The sequence below is a fragment of the Thiorhodococcus minor genome (genome assembly GCF_010820565.1).
GTDB lineage: Bacteria > Pseudomonadota > Gammaproteobacteria > Chromatiales > Chromatiaceae > Thiorhodococcus > Thiorhodococcus minor.
In genome coordinates this window covers 1-24,677 of sequence record NZ_JAAIJQ010000084.1, presented here as the reverse complement: position 1 = coordinate 24,677, position 24,677 = coordinate 1, and the positions used below count along the sequence as shown (strand labels likewise).

The 24,677-nt window shown below is 64.8% G+C and carries 25 protein-coding genes and 1 pseudogene; 18 read left to right on the top strand and 8 right to left on the bottom strand.

Annotation, left to right across the window (positions count from 1 at the left end; all coding sequences use genetic code 11):
* Nucleotides 1–454 precede the first annotated feature (454 nt).
* The 6 genes and pseudogenes from G3446_RS21065 to G3446_RS29005 form a co-directional block, all read right to left on the bottom strand.
* Nucleotides 455–640: a hypothetical protein gene (locus G3446_RS21065; RefSeq protein WP_209262551.1), complete on the bottom strand. Its 186-nt coding sequence runs from the start codon at nt 638–640 to the stop codon at nt 455–457.
* Between the two features lie 201 nt (nt 641–841).
* A complete protein-coding gene (locus G3446_RS28785; protein WP_280818864.1) occupies nt 842–967 on the bottom strand; it encodes a hypothetical protein in 126 nt (41 codons plus the stop codon).
* A 303-nt stretch (nt 968–1,270) separates the two neighbouring features.
* Nucleotides 1,271–1,534, bottom strand: a complete 264-nt coding sequence (locus G3446_RS21060; protein ID WP_164454984.1) for a CHAD domain-containing protein — start codon at nt 1,532–1,534, stop codon at nt 1,271–1,273.
* Complete coding sequence (locus tag G3446_RS21055; RefSeq protein ID WP_164454982.1) at nt 1,510–2,169, bottom strand: CHAD domain-containing protein; 660 nt, start codon at nt 2,167–2,169, stop codon at nt 1,510–1,512. Before G3446_RS21055 ends, G3446_RS21060 begins: the two co-directional genes overlap by 25 nt.
* Nucleotides 2,170–2,397: 228 nt before the next feature.
* Nucleotides 2,398–3,018, bottom strand: coding sequence for a DUF47 domain-containing protein (locus G3446_RS21050; protein WP_342450172.1), 621 nt, complete (start codon nt 3,016–3,018; stop codon nt 2,398–2,400).
* A 303-nt stretch (nt 3,019–3,321) separates the two neighbouring features.
* Nucleotides 3,322–4,314, bottom strand: a pseudogene (locus tag G3446_RS29005) (anion permease).
* Between the two features lie 551 nt (nt 4,315–4,865).
* Here G3446_RS29005 and ppk2 point away from each other — a divergent pair.
* The 3 genes from ppk2 to G3446_RS21030 all read left to right on the top strand — a co-directional run bounded on the left by ppk2 (nt 4,866) and on the right by G3446_RS21030 (nt 7,278).
* Nucleotides 4,866–5,867, top strand: a complete 1,002-nt coding sequence (gene ppk2, locus G3446_RS21040) for a polyphosphate kinase 2 (RefSeq protein WP_164454979.1) — start codon at nt 4,866–4,868, stop codon at nt 5,865–5,867.
* Between the two features lie 85 nt (nt 5,868–5,952).
* Nucleotides 5,953–6,840, top strand: a complete 888-nt coding sequence (locus G3446_RS21035; protein WP_164454977.1) for a phosphoribulokinase — start codon at nt 5,953–5,955, stop codon at nt 6,838–6,840.
* 87 nt (nt 6,841–6,927) lie between these two features.
* The gene (locus tag G3446_RS21030; protein ID WP_245232644.1) at nt 6,928–7,278 is read left to right on the top strand and encodes a helix-turn-helix domain-containing protein; all 351 of its coding nucleotides are present in this window, start codon (nt 6,928–6,930) and stop codon (nt 7,276–7,278) included.
* Nucleotides 7,279–7,397: 119 nt separating this feature from the next.
* Here G3446_RS21030 and G3446_RS21025 read toward each other — a convergent pair whose 3' ends face one another.
* A complete protein-coding gene (locus G3446_RS21025; RefSeq protein ID WP_164454975.1) occupies nt 7,398–8,222 on the bottom strand; it encodes an IS630 family transposase in 825 nt (274 codons plus the stop codon).
* Between the two features lie 257 nt (nt 8,223–8,479).
* On the opposite strand from G3446_RS21025, the gene G3446_RS21020 reads away from it, so the two are divergent.
* From G3446_RS21020 to G3446_RS20950, 15 genes are all read left to right on the top strand, one after another.
* Nucleotides 8,480–9,589 (top strand): hypothetical protein, encoded by a 1,110-nt coding sequence (locus G3446_RS21020; RefSeq protein ID WP_164454973.1) that lies wholly within the window; start codon nt 8,480–8,482, stop codon nt 9,587–9,589.
* 128 nt (nt 9,590–9,717) lie between these two features.
* A complete protein-coding gene (locus G3446_RS21015; protein WP_164454970.1) occupies nt 9,718–10,497 on the top strand; it encodes a SphA family protein in 780 nt (259 codons plus the stop codon).
* 308 nt (nt 10,498–10,805) lie between these two features.
* On the top strand, nt 10,806–11,321 hold the full coding sequence (locus tag G3446_RS21010) for an SgcJ/EcaC family oxidoreductase (RefSeq protein WP_164454968.1): 516 nt from the start codon (nt 10,806–10,808) through the stop codon (nt 11,319–11,321).
* Nucleotides 11,322–11,342: 21 nt separating this feature from the next.
* Nucleotides 11,343–11,648, top strand: coding sequence for a hypothetical protein (locus G3446_RS21005; RefSeq protein ID WP_209262547.1), 306 nt, complete (start codon nt 11,343–11,345; stop codon nt 11,646–11,648).
* Between the two features lie 45 nt (nt 11,649–11,693).
* Nucleotides 11,694–12,545, top strand: coding sequence for a hypothetical protein (locus G3446_RS21000; RefSeq protein ID WP_164454966.1), 852 nt, complete (start codon nt 11,694–11,696; stop codon nt 12,543–12,545).
* Nucleotides 12,542–13,714 carry a radical SAM/SPASM domain-containing protein gene (locus G3446_RS20995; RefSeq protein ID WP_164454963.1) on the top strand — a complete coding sequence of 391 codons (1,173 nt, stop codon included), beginning with the start codon at nt 12,542–12,544 and terminating at the stop codon, nt 13,712–13,714. The genes G3446_RS21000 and G3446_RS20995 overlap by 4 nt, the downstream gene beginning before the upstream one ends.
* A gap of 3 nt (nt 13,715–13,717) precedes the next feature.
* Nucleotides 13,718–15,568, top strand: coding sequence for an alkyl sulfatase dimerization domain-containing protein (locus G3446_RS20990; protein WP_209262546.1), 1,851 nt, complete (start codon nt 13,718–13,720; stop codon nt 15,566–15,568).
* Nucleotides 15,569–15,966: 398 nt separating this feature from the next.
* Complete coding sequence (locus tag G3446_RS20985) at nt 15,967–17,922, top strand: DUF3604 domain-containing protein (RefSeq protein WP_209262545.1); 1,956 nt, start codon at nt 15,967–15,969, stop codon at nt 17,920–17,922.
* A 37-nt stretch (nt 17,923–17,959) separates the two neighbouring features.
* Complete coding sequence (locus G3446_RS28780; protein WP_164454961.1) at nt 17,960–18,847, top strand: peptidyl-prolyl cis-trans isomerase; 888 nt, start codon at nt 17,960–17,962, stop codon at nt 18,845–18,847.
* The gene (locus G3446_RS20975) at nt 18,844–19,848 is read left to right on the top strand and encodes a HupE/UreJ family protein (protein WP_164454959.1); all 1,005 of its coding nucleotides are present in this window, start codon (nt 18,844–18,846) and stop codon (nt 19,846–19,848) included. Before G3446_RS28780 ends, G3446_RS20975 begins: the two co-directional genes overlap by 4 nt.
* Nucleotides 19,849–19,859: 11 nt before the next feature.
* Entirely contained in the window at nt 19,860–20,471 is a 612-nt protein-coding gene (locus G3446_RS20970; protein ID WP_164454957.1) for a HupE/UreJ family protein, read from the top strand.
* Nucleotides 20,468–21,070, top strand: a complete 603-nt coding sequence (locus G3446_RS20965) for a HupE/UreJ family protein (RefSeq protein WP_164454955.1) — start codon at nt 20,468–20,470, stop codon at nt 21,068–21,070. The genes G3446_RS20970 and G3446_RS20965 overlap by 4 nt, the downstream gene beginning before the upstream one ends.
* 419 nt (nt 21,071–21,489) lie before the next feature.
* Complete coding sequence (locus tag G3446_RS20960) at nt 21,490–21,759, top strand: type II toxin-antitoxin system Phd/YefM family antitoxin (protein WP_164454953.1); 270 nt, start codon at nt 21,490–21,492, stop codon at nt 21,757–21,759.
* Nucleotides 21,756–22,034: a type II toxin-antitoxin system RelE/ParE family toxin gene (locus G3446_RS20955; RefSeq protein ID WP_164454951.1), complete on the top strand. Its 279-nt coding sequence runs from the start codon at nt 21,756–21,758 to the stop codon at nt 22,032–22,034. The genes G3446_RS20960 and G3446_RS20955 overlap by 4 nt, the downstream gene beginning before the upstream one ends.
* A 404-nt stretch (nt 22,035–22,438) precedes the next feature.
* Entirely contained in the window at nt 22,439–24,031 is a 1,593-nt protein-coding gene (locus G3446_RS20950) for a phospholipase D family protein (protein ID WP_164454949.1), read from the top strand.
* A 492-nt stretch (nt 24,032–24,523) separates the two neighbouring features.
* On the opposite strand, the gene G3446_RS20945 is transcribed toward G3446_RS20950, so the two are convergent.
* Nucleotides 24,524–24,670, bottom strand: coding sequence for a cation transporter (locus G3446_RS20945; RefSeq protein ID WP_342450171.1), 147 nt, complete (start codon nt 24,668–24,670; stop codon nt 24,524–24,526).
* Nucleotides 24,671–24,677: the final 7 nt, after the last annotated feature.

Genomic DNA, 24,677 nt, shown 5'->3' with positions numbered 1-24,677 from the left:
AAAATAAATACAGCAGGTTAACGAGGCTTACTCAGAGCTAGGTTAAGAGGGCGCAATCTGTGCCTATACGAGGTATAGCGTCGATTGCGGACGACGCAGGCTGAAGACATGTCATTTCCCACAAGCCGGTCGGATCCGCCAAATCAGAGGCTTACCCGGGCTGCTTTCGAGGCACAGGAAGGCGCGAGCCTGGCCGCGCCAGCCGACCAGCCCGTTCGGGACCTGGGCGCGCGGGTCCGGGCGCCGCGCCCGCGAATGCCTGGAAACATGGCGAACCGGCCTCGCACGACGCCCGTTGCAGGCAGAAGCGGCGCGCTGGAGCGGGAGTCGGGGTCATGCCGGACGGAGGCAAGACGAAGGCCCTCGGCACCGTCTCCTGCAAGAGACGGCTACCAGGCGATACGCTGATCGAATTCGAGCTCAGGCTCGGGCTGAGCGACAAGGTCCCAGTCCGTCACCGGCTCGGGCGCCTCGTCCCAAGCGGGCGGGAGAGACTGGGGTGGGCGGGCTGACCGATGTGGATGAGGATCTGCTCGACGGGTGCGGCATGGGCGACGAAGGCAATGATGCGCATGTCCGCGCCGCAGTTTGGGCAGACCAGCGGCAACGACTCGAACAGCCGGACCAGCAGCATCGACAAGGGAAATCACGGCCTGGATGGGCAACAGCACCGTCGCCGAACGACCGTCCGCCGGTGAGATCTAGCCGAGAGATGGCCGGTAGCTGGATCGCCCCCGCGCGTGCCCCCGTACAGACCTGCCCGAACTTGCACCGACAGGCTGATCTTTGCAGGATGTTGCGTCTGACCGGCGAAATGGCGGAACCGTTCTCGCGTTCCGCCCTACGCGGGCTCATCGGGGAGATGGTCACGCACCAGGTGAAGCCGATCGAGGTCGCTGCGCGCCTCGAGGGCATCCCACGAAAACAAGCTCGATTGCACCATGGCCGCCATGGGGTCCTCCTTCAATAGGGATCGTCTCGATGACAACGATGATCCCTTGGCGTGCGCCCGGTTTCCACCCGAGCAGGGCCTACTGGGGTGAATCTCCCGCTCTCCCCGCTCGGTGCACGCGCAAACCATTGATTGTTGGCTCGCCGCTAGGGTAAACGAAAGTCGAGCAGTCTTGTAGATCTCTTCAAATCAATGGGTTAGAGACAGCGCAAATGGCTCAACAATTGATACGAGGGATTCGTCGGCCGCAAGATCAGCGGCGACCTGTCCAGCAGGCATTGAGGGCGGCTGGTCGCCCGAGTCGAGACGTCCGGAGGCTTAACGGTGTCCGGCCGAGCCCTTCTTCCACCAGGGATGCTTGGCGCCGATGAAGTCGTCCCAGTAGTCATCGAAGCGTGGCAGCAATTGGTGGTACTCGCAGGTGCGCCAGCCCAGCACCGCGCCGGCGTAGAGCAGAAGATCGCGATCGCCGTCGCCGTTCCCCGAGAACAAATCCTCCAGCAGACCGTCGGTTACGGCAACGTCGTTCATGACGCCGAGCAGATCCTGTAAGCCCTTCATGTGCTCGATGAATTGATCCATACCGCCGAAGATCGGCCGAAAAACGCGGCGGCGTAGCGAAGCTTCTTGCACTCGATAGGCAGTCGATACATCTGCTCATGGTCATCGCGATCGACATTGGTGCCGACCGACAGGACGCGACGCTCCTGCTTGTCGAGCAGACCGCGAGAGTAACCGACGAGATTCGACGACAGGCGTTTCGCCAACTTCTTCTTGATCCGCCCCTTCCGCCAGGCTTGGTCATCCAGCCAGTTCGGAAAGTCGTCGATGAAGCGCTGGAAGCGCTCGCTATCGAGCATGGGTCGCACCTCGGTCTCGTAGACCTGGGCGCGACGCGCCTCCGCGAGCGCCTTGAGTCGCCAGTCGCCCGGAAGCGTGAGCCCCGCGGACACGGCGACGAGACTTTCGGCGATAAAGACGTCGAGGTCACGCGCCCGGCCGAGATTGCCGGCAATCCAGCGCATCTCATCACCCCAGGCGTCGCTCGCGTCCTTGGGAACGGCGTCGCGAAAGAGACTGAGCGCGGAGCGCATGCGCCGCACCGTCACCCGCATCTGGCGAACACCCTCGATGTCCTCCCAATGATGCGCCGCCTCCCGCCAGGTCAGCATCTGGTCGAAACCGTGCCGCAGGATGGCCGCGAAGGTCTCGCTCACGCTTTGATCGGAGGAGCTGGGGGGCGGATTCTTGCCCTTTGTCGACACGGCCTATGACTCCCGCGAGTCGGCGTGTCAGTCGGGCCCGACTAGTGGTTAGAAGAACCTTGGCGCAGTATACATGAGCCAGCGCGGGGGATTTCGCCTAGGCTGTCACTCCGGTGGCGGACGATCGCCGATGCGCAACCGGCCGGTGGTGCCCCCGACCCCGGCCGTCGTCGGTCGCGCTCAGGCGATCTGCACCACGATGTCATGGAGCACCCCAGCCCCGTGCTCGACCCGGTCCGCCGAATTGGACAGGTGCCGGTAGACCTCTCGCCGCTTGAAGATCTCGATAACGTAGCGCATGGCATTGGCCTGGGCGTCATCCGTCTTGCGATCGAGCGCGTCGACATGGTCTTCGGCGTGAAACAGCTCCGTGAGCGCGGCGCGATAGACCTTCTCGGTGGTGCGCTCGGACTTTCGCGCCGTGGCGGCGTCCGTCTCGGTATCGGTCGGGTTCGTCGAAAGCTTCGCGTAGCCCTTGCGTAGCGCGTTGCTGCCGTCGCGGATCGATCGCGCCATCTCCGCCATGTGCCTGTTCGGCGCAATCTCCAGCGCCTCGACCTCCCGCACCGTGGTCTTGGCGTAATTCAGAACTTCATCGATGGTGACGATGGCGCGATAGATGTGCTCGCGATCCATGGGGGTCGCGAAGGCTCGGCCCAGGATCGCCATATGGCGCGCCTTGAGGTCGTCGCCATCTTTCTCCATGGCTCGCACGCGCTTGCCGGTCGCCGGATCGCCCGTTTCCATGAATTCCACGAAGACATCCATGGCTTCACAGAGTTGATCGCACTGCGCATCGATTAGGCCTTAGAAGTCCGGCATGCGCGGGAAGACACGGTCGACGAGCCGGGTAACGACTGAGCTATTGGTGGCACTCATCTTGATCTCCTAGAGAACGGGGTTCAATCGCGGTTGTGACGGGTTGCCTGTCGCTAGGAGCCTGTCCAACTCCGGATGAATCGGCTGCGAAATCGGGAGAACGGTCCCTTTCGCCCCGGTTTTTCGTTACATAGAACCACTATGCGCCTCAAAACCGGAACGAAATGACCTCGTTCTCCCACTTCCTCGCTTCGATCCCCCAAGTCGGACAGGCTCCTAGAAGGTTTAGTTGAGCCCCAGCACGGCGTTGACGATCAGATAGGTGAGCATGGAGACCGAGCCGGCCCCTGGGATGGTGATGATCCAGGTGCTGACGATCTCCTGAGCCTTGTTCCAGCGCACGGCCTTGGGCCGCTCCGAGGCACCGATGCCCATCAGAGACGAGCTCACCACGTGGGTCGTCGAGACCGGCGCCCCGACCATGGAGGCACTAAAGATGACGGCGGCCGAGGTCAGCTGGGCGCCCAGCGCGTGGATCGGCCGAACCTTGAAGATGCCGAAACCGACGGTGCGCACGATGCGCCTGCCGCCGGACAGGATGCCCAGCGTGATCGCCAAGGCGCAGGAGAGGATCATCCAGAAGGGGACGATAAATTCGGTTAGGAAGCCCCCGCTCAACAGGACCAGCGTAATGATTCCCATGCTCTTCTGGGCGTCGTTGGCGCCATGCGCGAAGGCGAGTCCGGCGCAGGAGAGTACCTGCACCCGCTTGAAATAGCGGTTGACCCCAGGTGTTGCACCGCGTGCCAGGAAGAACACCAGCCGATGGATGAAGAACCCCACCCAGAAGCCGATGATCGGCGACAGGATCAGCGCCAGCAGGACCTTGGAAACGCCGGTCAAATGCCCCTGCAGGAGCTGATCGAAACCCGAAATGACGTGATCGGATCCGACCGCGATCAGCACGGCCCCGGTCAGGCCACCCACGAGCGCGTGAGACGAGGAGGACGGGATACCGAACCACCAGGTGAGGAGATTCCAGAAGATGGCGCCCGACAATCCGCACATGATGACGGTCACCGAAAGGATGGCGGCGATATCGTCGAGGTTCACGAACTAGCCGATCGTGTTGGCGACCGCCGTGCCACCGAGCAGGGGCCCGAGGAGCTCGAAGGTCGCGACGATGACGACCGCCTGGATGGGGGTCAGCGCACGCGAGGCAATCGGCGTGGCGATGACGTTGGAGGCGTCATGGAAGCCGTTGGTGTAATCGAACACCAGGACGATGATGACGGAGACAACGACGAGAACGGAAAGCGCATCCACCGAGAGTCTTCCCCTAAGCGGTGGGTTGGAGGGACGCGACCACGCCGATGCGCGGCGACCAACCGGTCAAAGCGGTGAGGCGGCGCCATCACCGCGAACCGGCGGCTGATCCCCTGCAAGACCCTTGGCGGGCAAGAAACGAAGGCGGTGAGCTTTGGCTCGCGAGGCTCCCCCAACACCTCCGCCTTAAGGGATCCGCTGGGACCCCGCACGACGGTCGGCCCTACTGCTGGCGAGGCCCGACTGCCGATCACCACCCCAACGAAACCGGGTTGCAATTTCCATTTCTCTTGTCATGATTTCGTAATATTTTAGTCATCGTTCCGTCATATTACACTCCTGCTGAGCGTTAGAAATTCGTGTCGGCGGGCGTGTTCGAGGCGCAATCGAGCCCAAGCCTCGAGCGATAACCCCCTAAACGGGCGACAAATCGGAGCGCGAAAACCCACGCCCCGGCCACCACCACCCCTGATTGATTCCCCCCCGCCACCGGAGACAACCCCATGACCATGAGATCCCAAGACATCACCCGAGTCATCGACAAGGATCAGCCGCCGCGGGGCGGGGCCACCGACCAGGTGGCCTTCCTCGCGGAAGCGCGGCCGACCAATGAAGGCGAGGCAAACGGCCGAGGGGAGGCCCGCCAGCCCATCATCTTGCCGAGCGGGCCGGACGCGGAGGCCTACAAGCTCAAGCGGGCAAAGAAGGGATCGACCCGCAAGGGTCCAGCGAACGACCGTGCGGGCCGCCTCGGCAAGCTCAGCGACGCCGACTACCTCGACCTCATCATGCCGTTGCACGCCGAGCTGCTGAAGATGCAGAACTGGGTCAAACAGGAGGGGCTACGAATTCTGGTGATCAACGAGGGCCGAGACGCCGCCGGCAAGGGTGGAACCATCAAGCGGTTCGTGGAGCACATGAATCCGCGCGGGGCACGCGTCGTCGCCCTCGACAAGCCGAGCGACCGTGAGCGGACCCAGTGGTACTTTCAGCGCTACATCGCCCACCTACCCACGGGTGGCGAGATCGTCTTCTTCGATCGCAGCTGGTACAACCGGGCCATGGTGGAGCGGGTGATGAACTTCTGCGGCGGCGCCGAGGTGAAGGAGTTCCTGCGGTCGGTGCCGGAACTGGAGCGGATGCTCATTCGCTCCGGCATCAAAGTCTTCAAGTTCTACTACTCGGTCGGCCAGCAGGCACAGGCCCGGCGCTTCGCCAAGCGGGTCGAGGACTCCCTACGCCAATGGAAGCTGAGCCCCGTCGATCAGGCATCGCAGAACAAGTGGGACGAGTACACGCGTGCCAAAGAGGACATGTTCTTCTTCACCTCCACCGCCGACTGCCCCTGGACTATCATCAAGTCGGACGACAAGAAGCGGGCGCGCCTCAACGCCTTCCGCTTCCTGCTCAGCCAGATCGACTACCCTGACCGGCGCGACGAGCTCTTGGAGGTTGATACGCGTATCGTGCGTAACGTTCAGGACGAGATCGGCGTCGAGGACTGACGACGAGCGGCGCTTTTCTAAGGCTTCGCACTCTACGCCGCCAATAACGAAAGGGCACGAAACCCTTGAATCGCGAGGAGGCGACATGTCGAGAAAGCACCCAATCATCGCGGTCACCGGATCTTCCGGGGCCGGGACGAGCACCGTCAAGAAGGCCCTGGAGCACATCTTTCGCCGGGTCGGCGCGCGCGCCGCCTTCGTCGAGGGCGATAGTTTCCATCGCTTCGACCGCAAGAAGATGAAGGCGGAGCTCAAGAAGGCGAAGGCGGAAGGACGCAACCTCAGCCACTTCGGTCCGGAGGGCAACCTCTTCGAGAAACAGTTGGAGCTCTTCCGGAGCTACGGCACGAACGGCAACGGAATGCGTCGCTTCTACGTTCACAACGAGGAAGAGGCCAACCGCCTGGACTCCCCGCCCGGCACCTTCACCGAATGGGAACCCATTCCGCCCGACACCGACCTGCTCTTTTACGAGGGGTTGCATGGCGGCGTAACGGACGGGGAGATCGACATCGCTAGAGAGGTCGACCTGCTGATCGGCGTCTGTCCCACGATCAACCTTGAATGGGTGCAGAAGATCCATCGCGACACTGGCGAGCGCGGCTACCGCCCGGAGGACGTCAAGGACATCATTTACCGTCGCATGTATGACTACATGCACTACATCCTCCCGCAGTTCTCCCAAACTCACATCAACTTCCAGCGCATCCCCGTAACCGACACATCCAACCCCTTCGCGGTCACCAACATCCCGACCGCGGATCAGAGTCTGGTCATGATCCACTTCCTGAAACCCAGGCCGGACGTGGAGTACAAGCTGAATCTGAAGGGCCTCATTGAGGGATCCTTCATCTCCGGCTTTAATACCCTCGTGATACCGGGTGGCAAGATGATGTACGCCATGGAGCTGATCCTCACCACGCGCATCTTGGAGCTGATGCAGCGCCGAGGCCACCTGAGCGAGGACAATTAGCAAGGCGCCGATCTAAACCCGTCTCATACGAGTTTTCGGTTGAGGCTCCTCGGGGAGCATCCTGAGAACCAGGATACGCTTCAGGGCATGCACGACTGCCGTCTCAGCGATGAGCGACTGACCGAGCTGCGCTCGGCTCACCGCGAAGTGCGCGAGATCCGCGAGGCGTACCGCATCAATGCGGTCATCCTGCTGGGTCAGGGGCGTGGAGTGAAGGACGTTGCCGATGCGCTGCTGATGGACCCTGAGACAGTGCGGACGTATTTCAAGCGTTATCAGAAGGGCGGTGTCGATGAGCTGCTGCGGATGAGCTACGTCGGCAGTGAGACGCTGCTATTAATCGTTGCAAAAGTACTCGCATCTCAGCCGAGAGCGTTCGTGATGTACTTGGTGTCTGGCATCTGGAAGAAGCGCTTGATCAACGCCGTTTGCTTCTGAATCGAGTGCAGGATCGACACCAGGTGGCGTTTCATGTCGTCTTTGCTCAGAACCGGCAGCTTGGCGAGACGGGCTTTGGTGTGGTTCCAAACCTGCTCGTCGGGGTTGAGCTCAGGCGCCTAGGCGGGCAGGAAGGCCAGCTGGATCTGACCGTGCTGCTCGGCACTGAAGCGCTGGGTCTCTTTGCTGTGGTGGTAGCGTGCATTGTCGGCGATGACCAGGATCGGCTTGCCGGCATCCTGACGCAGCTTCTTGAGGAAAGCGATGAAGCGCGCGGAGCTCATCCGCTCGGCGATGAAACTAAAGCGCATGTCACCGCGCGGGGAGACGGCACTGATGAGCTTGAAGCTGAAGCGCCCGCCGCTGTTGCTGACGACCGGCGTCTTGCCGATGGCGCCCCAGGTCGTGCCGCGATGCGCGTCGCTGCGCACCGAGGCCTCATCGACGAAGTAGATCTCGGCCCCCTGTCGACGCGCCTCGGCCACCGCTTCGGGGAAGGTCTGGCTCAGATACTCCTCGAGCTTGCGTGGATCTTGGCGATAGGACTTGTACACCGGCCGCTGCACGCTCAACCCCAGGTGCCCGAGCAACCGGCTGACCGCGCTCTTGCTCAGCGTGACCTTCAGCTCGCGCTGGATCAACGCCCGCAAGGCGTTGAGCGTCCAGAGGCAGAATTCGAACTGAAACTGCTGCGGATTACCCTGCGTCAGCGCCTGATCAACCCACTGCATCTGCTCGGCGGAGAGCTTTCTGGGACGCCCAGAGCGTCGCCCTTCTTGGAGCGCATCCCAACCTCCCGAGCGATACAGCGACAGCCAGTCAAAGACCGTGCGCTGGGGGATGTTGTAGATGCGTGCAACCGCGTGGACCGGCTCTTGGCGAATGACGATCGCCTCGACCACCTCGTTACGTCTCTGATTCCGCAGTTCGATCTTGGTACTCATGCCCCATGATTTTATACTGCAAAGACTTATGCAACAATTAATACCCAAGCGAAGCAGGATGGCACAGCGCCGGGGCAGGCGGGAGAGATCGGGGGTGGGCGGGGTGGCTCACCGATGTGGGTGAGGATCTGCTCGACGGGTGCGGCATCGGTGACGAAGGCGATGATGCGCATGTCCGCGCCGCAATAAGACGTAGATGGATTCGGCGCTTCCGGTTATCCCAACCGATGAGCCCAGTCAACGAAAGGAAGTGAGCGATGAAACCTGTTGCCGCGAAAATCCTGAACCCGCTGGCCAGCATCATCCTGGTCCTGGCCGTGGTCTATGTCCTACTGGTGGTCACCGGGAACCGGGCCGTGAAAAGATCCGAGCAGGCGCTTCGGGACGACGGGCGCCCGGTGACGTTGGAGGCGGTGCTGCCTCCCGAGGTCCCCGACGCCGACAACGCGGCCCTGGATTATCGCCGCGCGGTCCTGATGCTCAAGGCGGAGAAGGTCGGCGAGCAGAGCCTGTGGGAGGCGCTGCAGGAATCAACCACGGACGTCCTCTCGGATGAAGCCACCGAAGCGTCACGGGAAAGGGTTGACGCCCTGCGAAAACGTCCGGACGTCGAGCAAGCGGTGGCCCTGCTCACCTCGGGCAGTCGAAAGCCGGGCTACTCAAACAACCTGGATTTCTCCCAGGGTCTCGCCCTACAGCTACCGCACACCTATGATCACCGCACCATCAATCGCATCCTATCCGCCATGGCAATCGCCGAGCACAAGGCCGGAAATCCGGCGGCGGCCTGGGAAACGGTCATCACCTCGCTCCGAGTTGTCGACGGGCTGAAAACAGAGCCGATTCTGGTCTCCCACTTGGTTCGAGCCTCATGTTTCAAGGATTTCCAACAGATCCTGCGCCGCCTGCCCTATTCCGCCGACGCCCACCGGGAAATCCTGCCCTTGCTGGATGCCTTCGAGGACCGAGCGCCGTTCCTGGCCAGCCTCGACGGGGAACGCATCCTGGCCGGGAAATGGGTGTTTGAGATGGATGCCGCGCAATCAAAAGACCTGTCGGGGGAAGCCGGAACGGCATCCATCGGACTCATGGGATGGAGAGCGATCCGACTTCACGACCAGGCCGCCTACAACACCCTGATGCTTAAACAGACGCGACTGGTGCAGGAAGGCTATCAACCTGACGACGGCAAAAAGTTCAAAGCGCTCTACGAAGACATCCCGTCTTACTGCATCCTCACGCGGCTCATCCGGCCGGCACTGGGCCGCGCGAAAATCGTAATGCTGGAACAAGCCGCCCGGGTCCGGGTCACCCGCGCCGGCCTCAGCGACGCAAGACGACAGCGCTCGCCGGCCTGGCGGGGTTAACCCTCCTCTGCTCGTCCGCCCCGTTCAACGCCTTCGCGGCCGAGGGCGCCTCGATCCATTACCTGCCTGGCGCGCTCGGCGATATCTTCCTCGCGGTAACGCCCGAGCCCGGTCTGCTGGCGGCGAGCATGCTCTGGTACCAGACGGGTAGCACGGCAGTCGCGCTCATCGATGGACAGCTCACCCTGGGCATCGACCTCGACCTCTTCCTCAATCTCACCTCGCTGACCTATACCTTCGAAACGCCGATTCTCGGAGGCCGCTACACCCTGGGTGTGGCGATACCCTTCGGCGATGCCGAACTGAACGGCGCGCTTGTCGGTCCGCGCGGCGGCAGCATCGGTTTCTCCGATGACAGCTTCGATCTGAGCGACATCGCGCTCATCCCGGTTCAGATGAACTGGAGCTCGGGCCTATGGTCGTTCAAGCTCTGGGAGTCGATTGTCGCGCCGACCGGAGGATACGACACCTCGGGCTCCGACCTCGCCAATCTCGGGCGCAATTACTGGAGCTTCGACACCCTTGCGGCCGCGACCTGGTTTAACCCCGACTCCGGAACCGAGGTGTCGATTGCCCCCGGCGTCATGGTCAACACCGAGAACTCGGCCACCAACTACAAGACAGGAACCGAGTTCCATGTGGACTTCGTGGCGAACCAGTTCGTCTCCGAGCGCTTCGCCATTGGCCTGCGCGGTTACTACTACAAGCAGTTGACGGGTGACAGCGGCGCCGGCGCGACCCTCGGCGACTTCAAGTCCGAGTCTTTCGGCATGGGTCCGGGCTTTGTCTGGATTCCCGAGGTCGGCGGTGGGCGGCTCACGGTACTGGGGAAGTGGATGCACGACTTCAGCGCCGAGAACCGGTTCGAATCCGACTACTTCACGCTGACCGGCGCCTGGAACTTCTGAGATTCCAACAGTGATAAGCCTTTGTTGGCCGGTTTCAATGTGGCGCCAAATGACAGGCGGTTGCGGCGCTTTGAGCGTAGATTCACCCGGAGTGAAGGGGGCTATTCGTGTCGCCTTCGGCGAGCCCCCTGGGAGCAGCGGTTCGTCGATCCATGCCTTGCCCAGTGGCGAGCCCGCATGGGGAAGCGTGCGGAAGTGTCTTTGGCGGTCCTGGCTGCCAGGCAAGTGGCGGCGATGGTCCCGGGCAGGCGCCGTGGGCAGGTGGCGGCGCGTTGCGTTTCGAGCAATCCGAACAGGAGGTAGCTGTGATGAGAAGACGCGTGTTAACGGGCTTGGCGCTGGCGACAGGCATTGTTGCGGGAGCGGCGCAGGCGCAGGTCGCCCAACCGGCAGAGGACACGCCGAAGGAGGCGGTCAAGGCCTTATGGCAGGAGCAGCACAAGGCGCTGGATGCACACGATATCGCGGGGGTGATGGACACCTTCGCCGACAGCGACGACATCATGCTCATGGGCACCGGCCCTGGCGAGCACTGGGTCGGCAGGGAGGATGTCGAGGATGCCTATGCCCAGTTCATGAAAAACTTCGCCCCCCATACCAAGGAGGTCAAGTGCGGCGAAGGGGCCGGCACCGCCGAGGATAACGTCGCCTGGCTCACCGCGGTCTGCGACTTCAAGGACAAGAAGGGAAACGAGTCGCGCCATTTCATCCTCAATATCTCCGCGGTGCTGGTCAAACAGGATGATGCCTGGCGGTTCCACACCATGCACTATTCTCAGCTCCTGGGCGGCGATAGCGAGCCCTCCCAAGGCGCTTCGGAATAACGAACCAGGGAGAACCATCTCATGACTGACAAGCACGATCCCTCGAAGACCCAGAGCGGCCCCACGGCGGATGCCGGCAGCGGCGAGGAGCAAGCGCTTCAGAGCCGCCGCGACTTTCTCATCGGCATGGGCAATTGGTCGCGGGCAGTCATCGTCGGTGCCGTCGCCGGCGGCGCGCTGCTGACCAATCGCCCCGCAGAGGCGGCCTGGCTGAACCGCCGCGGTGGCAGGGGAGGCGGCTGGGTCAACGGAAAGGGTGGCGGTGGCGGCAGCTGGGCCAACCGCCGTGGTGGCGGTTGGGGCGGGAGCTGGATCAACAAACGCTGACCGGCGCCACGGGTATAAGAAGTCAACCCGCCGGCAGGAGGACGGATGACTGACACAACGAGCCTGGCGGCGGATTCGATCGTCTACCATGTCCCCCTTGAACGCCTGTCGGCCTACCGCGGGCGCCACCTGATCGTACGCAGCGACAACCCGCACGCGCTCGTCGATCGGATCGGCGCGGTCGATCTCGACGACCTGGCCTATGTGCAGCTGTGCTCGCTACCGAGCGGCAGCGAGGCCCTTATCCACTGGGCCGAGGGTCTGGGCGTCGAGCTGGTACTGGAGAGTCCCGCCGACGACTTTGCACGTCTCTACGAGTACGCCAAGCTACTCGACAACCATCCCGTCCGAGTCTTGCTGCCGGTGGAGCCGGGATTCGAGAAGGCGGCCAAGCTCGCCGCCTCGCTGCAGTTCGCTGTCAGGCTGCAGGTCGGCCAGCCGGCGGTGCCGCTGATCGAATCGCTGGCTCAGGTGCTGGATGACTACCTGCATCGGCCCACCGTGGGTCAGCCCATCGACTATTTCCACAGCGTGCTGCTCGGCCTCTGTCATCGCCAGCCGATCAGCCTGTGGGCGATTCAGGAAGAGGACCCGGCGCTGGTGCGCCATGTCGACGCAGGGGGTAAGGAGCGCCTGCCCGGCAAGCTGGCGGGGGCCGACGTCGGGGTCCGCCCTGGAGCCTTCGTGGAGCAGTGGGCGCGGCGACTGCGGACCGAAGGGGCCGAGTGCGCCGAGTGCCCGTTCTTCGCCCCATGCCGGGGCTATTTCAAATGGCCGCGGCGCGACTACGACTGCGCGGGTGTGAAGACCCTGTTCCGCACGCTGCAGCAGGCCGCCGACGCGCTCAGGGCCGATATCGCGGCCATACCCCCAGCCGGAGATGCCAGCGCCCCATGAACGGCAATCACTTCTCCTTGATCCTGTTGGCGACCAACCAATGCAACGCGGCGTGCGAGTACTGCTTCGAAGACAAGACCCGCGACCACCTGAGCATCGAGCGCCTTGGGCTGATCGTCGACAAGGTGCTGGACCACATGGACGCCCATAGGATCGGTGCACCGACCATCCATTGGCAGGGCGGCGAGGCGATGCTGCTGCCGCCGCAGTGGTACCTGGAGGCGTTTGCCCTGATTGGGGAGGCCGCCGCGAAGCGCGGCATACAGGTCGATCACGGCCTGCAGACCAACCTGCTCCCCTACGGCCCCGAGTGGGATGCAATCATCGCCGAGATGTTCGACAACAGCGTCAGCACCTCGCTGGACTACCCGAACCTCTACCGCAAGCTGCCCGGGCGGAGTCCCGAGCACTATGACGCGCTTTGGGCGAGCAAGGTGCGCATGGCGCGCTCGGCCGGCATCGACGTCAAGGTGATCTCGGTGCTCAACCGGGCGACGCTCGAGATCGGCGCCGAGCGCTTCTATGAGCACTTGGTCGACGCGCTCGGCGTGACCGATTTTCAGATCAACACCCCCTTCCCCGGCGGCGAGGCCAACACCGCCAAACAAGCGCTGGAGCTGGACGTCGCGGCTCTGGCGCGGTTCCACTGCGAGCTGGCCGACATCTGGCTCGAGCGCGGCGCGGGTCGGGACGTGCGCATCGGTCCCTTCGACCAGTTGGTGAACTACTTTACCCATCGAGATGCCACCCTTCCCTGCATTTGGGGACAGAACTGCGCCGACGCGCTCATCGCCGTCGACGCCAGGGGCCATGTGGCCCAGTGCGACTGCTGGGTGACCAGCTATCCGGACTACCGTTTCGGAAATATCCTCGAAAGCAATCGCTTGTCCGAGCTGCTTCGCGACAGCCCCGCCCGTCGGCGCTTCACCGAACGCCCGGTGCACCTGGTGCAGAGAGACTGCATCGACTGCGACTACCTCGCGCTATGCCACGGCGGCTGTCCGGTGCGCACCTACAGCAGGCACCAAAGCTTGTTGGAGAAAGACCCCTACTGCGAGCTCTACAAGCGACTGTTTCGGCACATCGAAGACCAAGCGACCCGGCTCGCTGGCGCCGGCGCAATGAGCCCGCCAACGACCAACCAAGGCGAAGACGCCTTAGGGAGTTGATGAATGACCAATAGAATCTCGATGATCTTGGCGGCTGCCGCGCTGACGGCCGGCACCACCCATCTCCTCGCGGAAGAACCGGCCCTACCCGCGACGCCCTACATGGGAGGAGCGGTGGAGCTGGTGGAGGCGCCCAACGGCGCGATCGCCAACAAGCGCATCCTCGACGGCATCGAGAAGGTGGCCTGGCTGGAGCCCACCATCGAGCAGCCTGCCGAGGGCATCTGGGTGTTCGGCGGCTACGGCCTGGCGCCCATCTCGATCATCGACACAGACGAGGGCCTGATCGCCTTCGATACCGGCGACACCAAGCATGATGGTGAGCTGCTGCTGGAGGCCATTCGCACGGTCAGCGACAAGCCAATCCGGGCCATCATCTACGGTCACTCGCACACCGCATTCGGCGCCGGGGTGCTGGCGGAGGGGCAGGAAGACCTGATGATCATCGGCCACCCCAACCTCAACGCCGTGGTCGAGGCGAATGCCAAGGCGGCGGGGTTTCCCGCCTATTTCCCGGAGATCGGCCCCTACCTGACGGCGCGAGGCTTGATTCAGTTCAACGCCTTCATGCCGAACGAGGGTCCGGATGCCTGGGTGGTACCGACGACCCTTCCTGAGGATTTCACACTGGCGTATCTGCCGGTCAACACGCCGGTCGAAGACGAGCAGGAAATGACCGTGCTGGGTCAGAAGATGCAGTTCTTCACCAAGTACGGCTCCGACGACAAGGTGCACACCACTGTGTGGCTGCCGGACCGCAAGATCCTCTTCACCACCATGCTCTGGAGCAGCCCGCCGCAGTTGTATTCGGTTCGTGGCGACCTGTTCCGCGACCCGCGCGAGTGGATCAAGGGGCTGAAATTGAACCGTAACCTCGAGCCTGAGGTCCTCATCTCCGCCGCGGCCCGCCCGATCGTCGGCAAGGAGGAGGTACGCCAGCGCCTGGAGGGTTATCTGGACGGTGCCAGTTTCGTCCTGGATCAGACCCTGCGCGGCATCCTCGGCGGCAAGGGCCCCGACGATCTCCGGCACCTGGTGCGCCTGCCCGACTATCTCAAAGAGGTACCCAACAACCTGGAGAACTACGGCGAGATTGCATCCTATCCGCCGGCGATCCACTACCAGGCGGTGGGCTGGTACGACAACGACGCCGCGCACCTGTCGCCCGTGGCGCCGCTGGACGAGGCCGAGCGTATCGTGCCGCTGATGGGCGGCCGGGACAGCGTCCTGGCTGCCGCCGCCGAGGCCATGGAGAAGAAGGAATACAGTTGGGCGGCGCAGCTGGTGAACTATCTCTACCGCCTGGACCCGAGCGATGAAGAGGTGCGCCAGCGCAAGGCCGAGGCGCTGCGCCAGATGGCCTACGTCTCCACCGGCGCCAACAACCGGGCGCATCTGATCTCCCAGGCCCTGGCGCTGGAAGGCAAGGTCACGCTGCCCCGAATCGTTCCGCCGGATGTCGAGACGATCGCGGCCTTCCCCGAGACCTTCGTCGACTACTTCCGGGTGCGCATCGATCCCGCTCGAAGTGGCGAGACCGACCGCGTGCTGCGCTTCGACTTCCCCGACGGCGGGAGCGCCGGACTGCACGTGCGCCGCGCGGTCGCCGAGTTCGTCGAGGACCCCGACGCCTACCCGCGCGATGCGGATATCGTCCTCAAGCTGTCGCCCGAGGCCTGGGCCGAGGTCTACCTCAGCGCGGCGCCCCTCGACGAGCTGATCGGCGGCGAGGACATCGACGTGACCCAGGGTGATGCGGCGGAGGCGGCTCGGGTGCTCGGTCTGTTCGACCGCTACGACCCCGAACAGGCCGTGGTCGTGCCGCCGAGGACGCTGGGACAGGATCACATGTAGCCACAGCCTTTGGGCCGCCATCCGAAGAGCATACGACCGATGGCGTCCCCTGAACCTAAAACGAGCAGTTGAACCGCAAAGGGCACGAAGAGCGCGAAGGATTTCAACACCTTGTCTGCGAAGCGATGCTCACTCAGAGGGTGAAGCGACACAGCGATGCAAGCCTCTGTTTTTCTTCGTGTCCTTCGCACCTTTGCGGTTCCAACTGCCGAATCTAGGCTGAATCGTCTAGGTTTAGACAGGGCGCTCGATCTCTCTACTTCGAGCCCAAACTGCCGGCCGACGTGCCCGAGCGAGGGCAGGGGCAGGCGACCTGCAGCGGGTCGACCGACCAACCATCTGGAGGGATCCGGGAAGGGTGAGCTTATCCCACAGACCGAGAAACCGAGGACACCGCGATGATGACCGATCGAAGCTGGCGCCACGCCCGTCTGATCACGACGCTGCTCGCCGCCGCGCCCTTGCTGGCGACAGGCACGGCCCTGGCGCAGTTCATGCCCGCCGAGGAGTCGCTGTCGGATCTCTACCCCGGCAAGGCCTATTCCCCATACGCCCAGCGCAGCTTCCCGAGCCGCGTCTTCTGGGGCGACACCCACCTGCACACCGGGCTATCCATGGATGCGGGGCTCTTCGGCGCCCGTCTCGGCCTGGAGGACGCCTACCGCTTCGCCCGCGGCGAGGAGGTCACGGCCTCCAGCGGTCAGCCGGCGAAGCTTGCAAGGCCGCTGGACTGGCTGGTGATTGCGGATCACTCCGACGGCATGGGCCTATTCAACGACCTCGCCGTGGGCAAGCCCGACATCATCGCCTTCGAGCAGGGCAAGAAGTGGTACGAGGGGCTGCAGCAAGGCGGCGAGGCTTCGGCGGCCGCGGCCCTCGACCTGATCGGCACCTTCTCGCAAGGCCAGATGGACCCGGCGATGATGGCGGAGTACTCGCCCGGCGGTAAGACCTATGAGTCGATCTGGGAGAAGGTCCTCGACGCCGCCGAGCGCTTCGATGACCCCGGCCGCTTCACGACCCTGATCGGCTTCGAGTGGACCTCCCTGGTCAAGGGCAGCAACCTGCACCGCAACGTCATCTTCCGCGACGGGCCCGACAAGGCCGGACGGATCGTCCCCTACACGACCCAGGCGCCGGTCGGCTCCACCGATCCCTTGGATCTCTATGCCTGGCTGGAGAACTACGAGAAGACCACCGGCGGCTCCGCCCTGGCGCTGGCCCACAACGGCAATCTCTCCAACGGGCTCATGTTCCCGGTGGACGCCCAATACACCGGCAAGGCCATCGACGCCGACTACGTCCGACTGCGCGCCAAATGGGAGCCCATGTATGAGATCACCCAGATCAAGGGCGACGGCGAGGCGCACCCCTTTCTCTCGCCGGACGACGCCTTCGCGGACTACGAGACCTGGGACGTGGGCAACCTGGACCTCTCCGAGGCCAAGACCCAGGGCATGCTCCAGTACGAGTACGCCCGAGAGGCCCTCAAGAACGGGCTCCTGCTCGAGCAGCGCCTCGGCGCCAATCCCTACAAGTTCGGACTGGTCGGCTCCACCGACAGCCACACCGCACTCGCCGCCGTCGAGGAGGACAACTTCTTCGGCAAGGCGACCAATGTCGAGCCAAAGCCGGATCGCATGAGTCACGCCTTCGCCGAGAGCGAGAAGGGCGTCTTCCGCGGCGACATGCTGGTGGCCTCGGGCTACGCGGCGGTCTGGGCCGAGGAGAACACCCGCACGGCCATCTTCGACGCCATGGAGCGCAAGGAGGTCTACGCCACCACCGGCCCCCGCATCATCGTTCGCTTCTTCGGTGGCTGGGACTATACGGCGGACGACCTCAACAGCCGCCAGCCCGCCTTCCGCGGCTATGAGAAGGGCGTGCCCATGGGGGGCGATTTGAGACCCGAGAAGGGAAAAGAGGGGCCGACCTTCATGGTCTACGCCCTGCGCGATCCCATCGGTGCCAACCTCGACCGCATCCAGATCGTCAAGGGCTGGCTGGACAAGGACGGCAAGACGCACGAGAAGGTCTATGACGTCGCCTGGTCCCCGGAGCGCGAGCCGGACGCCAAGGGCGTGCTGCCGCCGGTCGGCAATACCGTCGACGTCCAGAGCGCCAACTGGACCAATACCATCGGCGCCTCGGAGCTGAGCACCGTCTGGACCGACCCGGACTTCGACCCGGCGCAGTCCGCCTTCTACTACGCCCGCGTCCTGGAGATCCCCACACCCCGCTGGGTGGTCTACGACGCCTTCCGCTTCGGCGTGGAGATCCCCAAGGAGGCCGAGACCACACACCAGGAGCGCGCCTATACCTCGCCCATCTGGTATGCGCCAGACAAGGGCTGATCCGCCCGCCCCCAATCAGGTGCGGACGCAGGGGCAGATGCGGCGGCTGTTGGCCGAGCCACTGCTCCACTTCCTGATCCTGGGGGCGGCGCTCTTCCTGATCTTCGACCTCCGCCAAGGACCGGACCAGCCGAGCGCGCGGCGTATCGTCGTCGGCACGGGTCAGGTGGAGCAGCTCGCCGCCCAGTTCGCCCGCACCTGGATGCGCCCGCCCACGCCGAGCGAGCTCGAGGGCCTCGTCGAGCGGCATGTCCGCAACGAGATCTATTATCGCGAGGCCCAGGCCATGGGTCTCGGCGAGGACGATCCCTATGTGCGCAACCGTTTGGCCCTCAAGCTCGATCTCCTGCTCGATGACCTCTCGGCGGAGACCGAGCCCAGCGACGGGGAGCTGACGCGCTTCCTCGAGGCGCATCCGGAGCGCTTCGCCGAGCCGGCCCGGCTCTGGTTCCGACAGCTCTACCTGGACCCGGATCGGCACCCTGACCCGGCCGCCGAGGCGCAGCGCCTGCTCGCCGAGCTGCGCGCCGGCGCCGACCCCGACAGCCTCGGCGATCCGTCCCTGCTGCCCCCGAGCTTCGAGGCCGTCACCCGCGAGGAGACCGCCCGGGCCCTCGGGGGGGACTTCGCGGACACCTTGACCGGGCTCGCGCCGGGCGTCTGGAGCGGCCCGGTCCTGTCGTCCTTCGGCAGCCACCTGGTCCTGATCGCCGACAGCCGGCCCGCGCGGCAGCCGGCGCTGGCGGAGATCCGCGGTGCGGTTCTGGCCGAGTGGCGGGACGCGCGCCGCCGGGAGGCCAAGGCGCAGGCCTATCGGCGTCTGAAGGCGCACTACGAGATCGTCATGGAAGTCGGGGGGCAGGGCAGTCAGCAGGGCGACGCTGTCGCGGCGCCGCTGCCCGGGGTGGCCGAGACGCGGCCATGACCCTGGCCGTTCGCCGACTCGCCGCATTGCTCCTGCTGCTGGCGGGGCTCTGGTCCGGCCCCGGTGTCGCCCACGAGTCCCAGCCCGGCCTGCTGGAGGTCAGACAGCTCACCACGGAGCGTTGGGAGATCGCCTGGCGGGCGCCCATCTACTATGGTCAGCCACACCCGGCCCGACTGGCGCTGCCGCCGGACTGGCAGCCCCTCGGTGAGCCCAGGGTCCGGCGGCTGGCGAGCGCGGAGCTCTACCGGCAGATCCTCAGGGTGCCGCCGGGCAGCGTGGACGGCAGCGTCATCGGCTTCCCGGGGCTCGAGCAGACCATCACGGACGTCTTCGTGCGGCTCCACCGGCTCGACGGCAGCGAAATGTCCCAGGTCGTGCGCCCCACAGAGCCCCAAGTCGTGCTGCGCGGCGAGCGGCCCTGGACGGTGAGCGCCCGGGAATACCTGGCGCTCGGCTTCCATCACATCCTGCTCGGCATCGACCACCTCTTGTTCGTGCTCGGGCTGCTCGTCATCGTGCGCGGGCCGCGCATGCTGATCGAGACCATCACCGCCTTCACCCTCGCCCACAGCCTCACCCTGGGGCTCGCCACCCTCGGCCACGCCAGCCTGCCGGCTCCGCCGCTCAATGCCGCCATCGCCCTGTCGATCCTCTTCCTCGGCCCGGAGATGGTGCGGGTCTGGCGCGGCGAGACCAGTTTCACCATCCGCCACCCCTGGGTCGTCGCCTTCTGCTTCGGGCTGCTGCATGGCTTCGGCTTCGCCAGCGGGCTCTCCACGGTGGCCATGCCGCGCGCGGAGATTCCGCTCGCCCTGGCCATGTTCAATGTGGGTGTCGAGCTGGGGCAGCTCGCCTTCGTGGCCCTGATCCTGCTCGCTCACCGTGCATTGCGGACGCTGGAATTCCGCTGGCCCCGCTGCGCCGAGCTCGGGCCCGCCTACGCCGTCGGCACCCTTGGGGCCTATTGGACCCTCCAGCGCACCGCGATGCTCTTTTGATGGGGAACGACATGAGCTTCAGCCAGTCCTTTCGCCCAAGGCACCGCATCTCCGCTCCGATCCTGACGATCGCCCTTTGGCCCCTGGCCGCCTGGGCCCACGTGAGCGCGGGCGAGGCCGGCGGCCTGCTGAGCGGCCTGTCCCATCCGGTCTCCGGGCTCGATCACGTCGTCGCCATGATCGCGGTCGGCCTTTGGGGCGCCCAGCTCGGCATGCCGGCGCTCTGGATTCTGCCGGTCGCCTTCCCGATGATGATGGCCTTCGGCGGTCTGCTGGGGCTGCTGGGCACCCCGCTGCCCGGCGTGGAGGTGGGCATTGCCGCTTCGGCCGTGGTGCTCGGCGCCCTGGTCCTCGGCCGGGTCCGCCTGCCCCTGGCCGCCGCGGTGGCCCTGGTCGGCGTCTTCGCCGTCTTTCACGGCCACGCCCACGGCACCGAGCTTCAAGCCGGGCAGAACGCCATCCTCTACAGCCTGGGCTTCGTGATCGCCACCGGGCTGCTGCATGGCGTCGGCATCGCCGTCGGCCTCATCCAACGCTGGAGCCTGGGCAGGCAGGCGCTGCGCGGAGCCGGGGCCCTGGTCATGGCGGCGGGCGTCTACTTCCTCTGGGGCGCGGTCGCGTGAGACGACCCGGCCATTGGTCCTGGGTGGCCGCCGGATGGCTGCTTCCGGCGGGGGCGGCGCAGGCCCACCTCGTCAGCTCGGGGCTCGGCCCCTTCTATGACGGGGCCCTGCATCTCCTGCTCTCCCCAGGCGCGCTCCTGGGTCTGCTCGCCCTTGCGCTGCTGGCCGGTCTACGCGGACCGCGGGCGGGCAGGCTCGCCGTCATTGCCTTGCCGACCGCCTGGCTGCTGGGGGGACTGGTCGGGCTCGGCCTAGCGCCCGTGCCGGACCTGACCTGGCTCGGCGTCGCCGCCTTCCTCGTCCTCGGGCTGCTGCTCGCGGCCGACGCCAAGCTGCCGCCCATCGCCATCGCGGCCCTGGCGTGCGCCTACGGCGGGCTGCACGGGCTCCTCGACGGCATGGCCCTGACGGCCATCGGCGCCGGCACCTCACCCCTCCTCGGGATCGTGCTCGCCGTCCTGGTCATCGCCCTCCTCGGCGCGGCGGCCGTGGTCCCGCTGCGTGTCCTCTGGGCGCGCATCGCCGTGCGCGTCGCCGGCAGCTGGGTCGCCGCGGTGGGCCTGCTGATGCTCGGCTGGCTCGCGCGGGGGACGGGCTGAACGCCTGTGCTCAAAGAGCCCGGTACGAGGCTGGAGACCAGCCTGCGGCCTGGAGCCACCGGCGAAACCTGAGCCCTGATCACGCATCGTCCCGAAGAGACGTCGCCAGTTTGCCGAAATCCGCAACTTGGCGATCGAGCACACTCAGCCAAGGCTCGACCATTGGGTGAAGCCTGCAGAAAGCGACAACCTCGACAAGACAACGGCTGGAGAGAGGAGAGTGGATACTCTTTCTTGGGAGTCGCCGTCCCTCTTCACTCTGGCACGACTGTCTCCTCGACGCGGATTCCTCTCGCACAAGCTAGAAATTCAACGACTGGATTTCGTCAGTTTGCAGACGTTCAGGAGATTGCGGCCGACCTTGACATGCACTTCTTGCCGTGCTTTTTTCGGTACTTATTTGAGTACTGGTAGCAGGCATGAACAGCATTCCCGCCCAAGAGATCAAGCGCCGCGGAATAGCGGCCGTCGATGAGGCCCTTCAAAAGGGTCCTGTGCATGTCATCAAGAACAATCGGCCAAGCTATGTCGTGCTGACCGAAGCCGCCTATGCCGAACTGCAAGAGGCCCAGCAAGAGGCGGCGAGGGAACGTCTCCGTGCGTCGCTGGCTGACCTCGAGGCTGGCCGAACGAGCCGCTACGCGGATGCGGATTCACTGATGCATGCGCTCGACGCAGACGAAGCATGAGCTTCGCGCTCGTTACCACCCAGCACTTCGAGCGACGGGCTCGCAAGTTTCTTCGTAAGCACCCCGGCCTCCGTCCCGCACTCCGGGACACCTTGGCCGGCCTCAGTCAAGACCCCTTCCACCCCGGGCTGAAGCTGCACCCCCTCACCGGCAAGCTGGAAGGGATGCAGGCGGTCAGCCTGGCCTACAGCTATCGGTTGACGCTGTTGCTCAAGGTCACGGAACAGGAGATCGTCCTTCTCGATATCGGGACCCACGACGAAGTCTACGGATGAGAGGGTGGACAAGCGCAACGCAGTCCACCAACGCCGGCGCGGGATTCGGTGGACTTCGCTCGCGAGACTGTGAAGAAATTCTGCGTAGGTTGGGCTGAGGTACGAAGCCCGACATGGCAGCTAGCCTAACGCTTTGATTGTTGCCCCCCTGCGTCGGCCCAACCTACACCAATCTGCGATCTTCGCGGTGCGCTTGGATTACTCTCACAGTCTCTCGCGCTCGTCCACCCGGCCCGTCTGATGACCAAGGCCCCCGCTTCCAATCTGGCGGGCGCCCTTATCGGGCTCATGATCTGGTGTCTTTGCTATCTTGCAGATCAGATATCTGAACCGCAGATCGATCCGCCTCATGGCAGTCCCCTTGTCTTGCAGCGTCTCGCCGGAAACGCCTGGAGATCCGCCTCATGCCTAGCGCGCACAGCAACGCCTTGCACCGCCTTGCGTTTCCGCTAGGGCTCCTCGCAGGCCTGGTCCTCGGCGGCTGCGCGTCGCTGCCGACAGAGGTGACACGGCCAAGCTCGGCACATAGCGACCTGGATCGAGAGCCGTCGCGGCTCGCCCGGCACGCAGGTCCCTATCTGCGCGCACATCCAGGTGAATCTGGGCTCTGGCTGCTCGGTCTCGGGCTCGACGCCTTCGCGGCCCGTCTGCTGCTCGCCGATGCGGCCGACCGGACCATCGACGTGCAGTACTACCTCTATCACGACGACGTCACCGGGCGGATCCTGACCGAGCGCCTGCTCCGCGCGGCCGACCGCGGGGTGCGGGTGCGTCTGCTGCTCGATGACATGACGACGCAGGGCATCGAGGCGCGGCTGGCGACACTCGACGCCCATCCGAACATCGCGGTGCGCATCGTCAACCCCTTCGCGAGCCGCGACTTCCGCGCTCTCGAGACGCTGACGCGCTTCGACACTGTCACCCGGCGGATGCACAACAAGTCCTTCACCGTGGACGACACCATGACCATCGTCGGTGGCCGCAACATCGGCGACGAGTACTTCGATGCGCACGAGGACGTCAACTTCGGCGACCTGGATGTCCTCGCGGTGGGTCCGGCGGCGATCGAGGTCGGCAAGCAGTTCGATCTGTACTGGAACAGCGACCTGGCCTATCCGATCCAGTCACTCGCCGGTGGCACGGGCGACCTCGAGGCCCTGCGGGCGGACCTCCGGGCGTACATCGAGACGCAGATCGACTCCCCCTATGCGGAACGCGCGCGGAGCTCGGAATTGGTGCGGGACTTCTTGGCCGGGACCCTGCCGTTCCAATGGGGGCAGGCTCTGGTCTACTACGACCTGCCCGAGAAGCTGGTGACGGATCCTGAGGACCGCTCGACGCACATGGCGCCCCAGGTCTTGCCCAAGACGCTCGGTGCACTCGAGCACGACTTGCTGATCTTCACGCCCTACTTCGTGCCCGGCGACCATGGCGTCATGGTGCTCACCGGCCTGGAGAAGCGTGGCGTGCAGGTTCGCGTGCTGACCAACTCCCTCGCCTCGACGGACGTCGGGGCCGTCCACGCCGGTTATGCCAGGTACCGCAAGCCCTTGTTGCAGGGCGGGGTTGAGCTCTATGAGCTGAAGCCTGAGTCGGACACGACGAAACAGGGCAAATTCAACAGGCTCGACGGCTCATCGGGCGCCAGCTTGCATGCCAAGACCACCGTCTTCGACCGCGAGGCGCTCTTCGTCGGCTCGGCCAATCTGGACCCGCGCTCAGGCAAGCTGAACACGGAGCTCGGCATTCTGTTCAAGAGCGATCCGCTCGCTCAGGGCGTGGGGGTGTGGTTCGATGCCAACCGTGCGCGCATCGCCTATCGGGTCAGTCTCGACCAGAGCCATTGCGGGGACCGGCCGCAATGCAAGGGGCGGCTGCAATGGACGGATGAGGAAGGCGGGCGGAGCGTCATTTACCTAAAAGACCCGGAAACCGGCGCGCTGACGCGCTTTTTCGTCACGCTGATCGCCCTGCTGCCGATCGAGGGGCAGCTCTAGCCGGCCGAGACATCGGCCCTTCCCAATTCAGCTGCGAATACAGCCGCCAGCTCGGCGCACAGCCGAGGCGGGACATCGAGCACTTGATGCAGGATTTGTTGGACTAAGGCGGGGTAGGCGATTCCGCCGTCTAGGATCTGCAGACCCGCGCGCAGCCCGAGACACCGAGACCCGGCCGCCGAGGAAAAGCGCTCGATAGCACACAGCTCCGAAATCGCGCCGAGCCGGACCGCTCGACTCACGCGCGCGGTGACGGCTATCCGGCGGGCAGGCGCGATGACGAAAGAAGACGCAGCAGCGACGCACCTCCGCCGGGACAGCCAGTCGGCTCAGTGCATCGGGGTTGAGGACAGGCTAGCGCGGTGACCTCGTGCGACGCAGGGGTCGTCGCCCGCAAGCGGGCTCCTACTCGGCTCGGCCGAGCCGGCTTGGATCCCTATCGAGCCGAATGGCTCCAGTGGCGTTGCCAGTCTCTGGGGGGGGCGACTCCCGCTAGATCAGCTCCGCCGCATAGCCCTCCTCCTTGATCGCAGCGACCAGCGCCTCCGGATCGGCCGTGCCGGTAACGACGGCCTGCTTCTCCTCGAGGCTGACCTCGGCCTGCTCGACCCCGGGCACCTGCTGCAGCGCCTTGGTCACAGCGCCG

Bases quoted from the DNA above. Each gene is read 5' to 3' on its own strand.
- G3446_RS21060 (WP_164454984.1), bottom strand. From the start codon at position 1,534: ATGGATCAATTCATCGAGCACATGAAGGGCTTACAGGATCTGCTCGGC.
- ppk2 (WP_164454979.1), top strand. From the start codon at position 4,866: ATGACCATGAGATCCCAAGACATCACCCGAGTCATCGACAAGGATCAG.
- G3446_RS21035 (WP_164454977.1), top strand. From the start codon at position 5,953: ATGTCGAGAAAGCACCCAATCATCGCGGTCACCGGATCTTCCGGGGCC.
- G3446_RS21030 (WP_245232644.1), top strand. From the start codon at position 6,928: ATGCACGACTGCCGTCTCAGCGATGAGCGACTGACCGAGCTGCGCTCG.
- G3446_RS21025 (WP_164454975.1), bottom strand. From the start codon at position 8,222: ATGAGTACCAAGATCGAACTGCGGAATCAGAGACGTAACGAGGTGGTC.
- G3446_RS21020 (WP_164454973.1), top strand. From the start codon at position 8,480: ATGAAACCTGTTGCCGCGAAAATCCTGAACCCGCTGGCCAGCATCATC.
- G3446_RS21015 (WP_164454970.1), top strand. From the start codon at position 9,718: ATGCTCTGGTACCAGACGGGTAGCACGGCAGTCGCGCTCATCGATGGA.
- G3446_RS21010 (WP_164454968.1), top strand. From the start codon at position 10,806: ATGAGAAGACGCGTGTTAACGGGCTTGGCGCTGGCGACAGGCATTGTT.
- G3446_RS21005 (WP_209262547.1), top strand. From the start codon at position 11,343: ATGACTGACAAGCACGATCCCTCGAAGACCCAGAGCGGCCCCACGGCG.
- G3446_RS21000 (WP_164454966.1), top strand. From the start codon at position 11,694: ATGACTGACACAACGAGCCTGGCGGCGGATTCGATCGTCTACCATGTC.
- G3446_RS20995 (WP_164454963.1), top strand. From the start codon at position 12,542: ATGAACGGCAATCACTTCTCCTTGATCCTGTTGGCGACCAACCAATGC.
- G3446_RS20990 (WP_209262546.1), top strand. From the start codon at position 13,718: ATGACCAATAGAATCTCGATGATCTTGGCGGCTGCCGCGCTGACGGCC.
- G3446_RS20985 (WP_209262545.1), top strand. From the start codon at position 15,967: ATGATGACCGATCGAAGCTGGCGCCACGCCCGTCTGATCACGACGCTG.
- G3446_RS28780 (WP_164454961.1), top strand. From the start codon at position 17,960: ATGCGGCGGCTGTTGGCCGAGCCACTGCTCCACTTCCTGATCCTGGGG.
- G3446_RS20975 (WP_164454959.1), top strand. From the start codon at position 18,844: ATGACCCTGGCCGTTCGCCGACTCGCCGCATTGCTCCTGCTGCTGGCG.
- G3446_RS20970 (WP_164454957.1), top strand. From the start codon at position 19,860: ATGAGCTTCAGCCAGTCCTTTCGCCCAAGGCACCGCATCTCCGCTCCG.
- G3446_RS20960 (WP_164454953.1), top strand. From the start codon at position 21,490: ATGAACAGCATTCCCGCCCAAGAGATCAAGCGCCGCGGAATAGCGGCC.
- G3446_RS20955 (WP_164454951.1), top strand. From the start codon at position 21,756: ATGAGCTTCGCGCTCGTTACCACCCAGCACTTCGAGCGACGGGCTCGC.
- G3446_RS20950 (WP_164454949.1), top strand. From the start codon at position 22,439: ATGCCTAGCGCGCACAGCAACGCCTTGCACCGCCTTGCGTTTCCGCTA.